The organism is Nodularia chucula CCY0103, assembly GCF_963923915.1.
Taxonomy (GTDB): domain Bacteria; phylum Cyanobacteriota; class Cyanobacteriia; order Cyanobacteriales; family Nostocaceae; genus Nodularia; species Nodularia chucula.
The window spans coordinates 1-2,011 of the sequence record NZ_CAWUOL010000178.1; the positions used below are offsets into that span (position 1 = coordinate 1).

Genomic DNA, 2,011 nt, shown 5'->3' on the forward strand with positions numbered 1-2,011 from the left:
CTGCAAACCCGAAGGAATTGCCGAAAGTACCTGTCTGGTCTAATAATCCACCAAAAGCATCATAGGTGTAACGGTCGGTAATCAAACCAACATTATCAGTAATTAGCCTAGTCGAACCCAATCCATCGGTGTGATAAAAACCTTCTCTGTTATCATGACGCGACCTAACTAAACCAATCCCGTGGGTATAATCAGTCGTAATTTCCCCAGCCGAGTCATATTCCATCAATACTTGGGGCAAATCCCAAATCGGTGCAGCCAAGTAATTCGTTCTTACCCCATTATCAATGCTGGCAAGGGTGAAGTAGAATGAGTAGTGTCGGACTTGTGAACTACTAAAACAAGGTGTTACAGCAGTTTGAGATCAAACCCGCCACAAAAATAAATCGCAGAATAGAGTCTGGTAATGGGTTTGATCATCTCTATCTGTGGCACGGTTGATTGCAATTTGCTGTGAGTTCGATTTTTTACCCAAGCTTAAGTTTTATGGAAGTTATTTTTGGTGATATTACAAAGCTAGAAGTTGATGCAATTGTAAATGCTGCAAATACAAGTCTTCTTGGAGGTAGTGGAGTAGATGGAGCAATACACAGAGCAGCTGGAGCAGAGCTTGTTGATGAATGTAGATCACTTAGAGGATGCAAAATTGGCGATGCCAAGCTCACCAAAGGATATCGCTTGCCTGCAAGCTTTATCATTCATACAGTTGGTCCAGTATGGCGAGGAGGTAATAATAAAGAACCCGAACTTCTAGCTCAGTGTTACTACAGGTGTACGCAAATCGCGGCCGATAAAATATTTAATACTTTGGCGTTTCCTTGCATTAGTACTGGCATTTATAAATATCCTAAGATTCTAGCAGCTGAGATTGCAGTAAAAATATGCGAGGAACAATTACAAAAGAATGGTCGCCCCCAAAGAGTAATTTTTTGTTGCTACGATCAAGAAAACTATGAAATTTATACAAAAATTTTATCTGAAAGGATACATTAAAAATATCTTAACTTTTGTCTAAAAGTAGGCTGTTATTACCTGAAGTCCTAATTTTTTCAGCATCTTCATAACTTTCAATATTACTACTGAAATAGAGTTTTCTAAATAGTTGATTTTCAGGAATTTCATCTTGGTGATTTTTTCGCAAGCATTTGTTTTTCTACAATAAAATCTATCTTATTGTAGAAAAACGAAGTTATTACTGCCTTAATCTATTGAAAAATTTTTCAAAAGCCTCACTAAAGTTGATATTTTCGTCAATCACTAAGTATTCATTCAACACCATGTTTTCTGAAAGAACATCAACAATTTCTAAACAAGATTCTCCAGATTCCCACAAAGTTATGCGAGCAATATAATTATCAGAATCTAAATCCAAGCATATACTTGGTTCATTAATATCAGATGGAGATTTTACTACCTCTGCTTTATAGCCCAAGTTCTCAATTTCCTGATATTTCTCCTGAATCCAACATTCAAAGTGAGATAGCATAATTTTAAACAAACTCTTTAATGAGGTAACTTTGTTGCTCTATGGATTATATTTGTTGCAGCAGGCATTTCAGGTCTTGGGAAACCCTTTCTGGCTGCAAGTCTTCCATCTACACTATTGGGACCCTTGATGCTTGCCCATCCGTCATTTGTTGGTCTTATGGCGGATTCAGGTACATCAAACTCCACGTACACAGCACCAGGCTTTGCTTGACTCATGAATGCTTCAGGATTGCTAGGAGATGCAACATGTGTGGTACCACTTAAACTTTCTTGAACCATACCAGTCTTCTGCATTTTTGCAAGCTCATCAGGACTCATCCAACGACCTACCCTTACATTACCAGGATCACAATTCGCATTGTGAACCAGAATCCCTAAATCAGAGACAAAATAAGTATGAAATCCCTCAACATTAAAATTGTAAACCTCAAACTTACCTTCCCGCTTCTCAACCCCATCAACATCAATAACCCGACCATCCTCAGTCTGCAACAAACTCCCAACCTGTAAATCCTTCGCTTCC

The 2,011-nt window shown here is 38.2% G+C and carries 4 protein-coding genes; 1 reads left to right on the top strand and 3 read right to left on the bottom strand.

Annotation, left to right across the window (positions count from 1 at the left end):
• A partial coding sequence (locus tag ACM0OP_RS23995; protein WP_414530917.1) for a hypothetical protein occupies positions 1-262 on the bottom strand: 262 nt, incomplete at its 3' end.
• A 224-nt stretch (positions 263-486) separates the two neighbouring features.
• Here ACM0OP_RS23995 and ACM0OP_RS24000 point away from each other — a divergent pair.
• Entirely contained in the window at positions 487-993 is a 507-nt protein-coding gene (locus tag ACM0OP_RS24000; protein ID WP_414530918.1) for an O-acetyl-ADP-ribose deacetylase, read from the top strand.
• Positions 994-1,192: 199 nt separating this feature from the next.
• Here the strand turns inward: ACM0OP_RS24000 and ACM0OP_RS24005 are convergent, their stop codons facing one another.
• Positions 1,193-1,486 carry an immunity protein TriTu family protein gene (locus tag ACM0OP_RS24005; protein WP_414530919.1) on the bottom strand — a complete coding sequence of 98 codons (294 nt, stop codon included), beginning with the start codon at positions 1,484-1,486 and terminating at the stop codon, positions 1,193-1,195.
• A 17-nt stretch (positions 1,487-1,503) separates the two neighbouring features.
• Positions 1,504-2,011: TreTu family toxin (locus ACM0OP_RS24010; protein WP_414530920.1), on the bottom strand; the 508-nt coding region annotated here is incomplete at its 5' end.

Excerpts from the sequence above, each read along its gene's own strand:
- ACM0OP_RS24000 (WP_414530918.1), top strand. The coding sequence starts at position 487 with ATGGAAGTTATTTTTGGTGATATTACAAAGCTAGAAGTTGATGCAATT.
- ACM0OP_RS24005 (WP_414530919.1), bottom strand. The coding sequence starts at position 1,486 with ATGCTATCTCACTTTGAATGTTGGATTCAGGAGAAATATCAGGAAATT.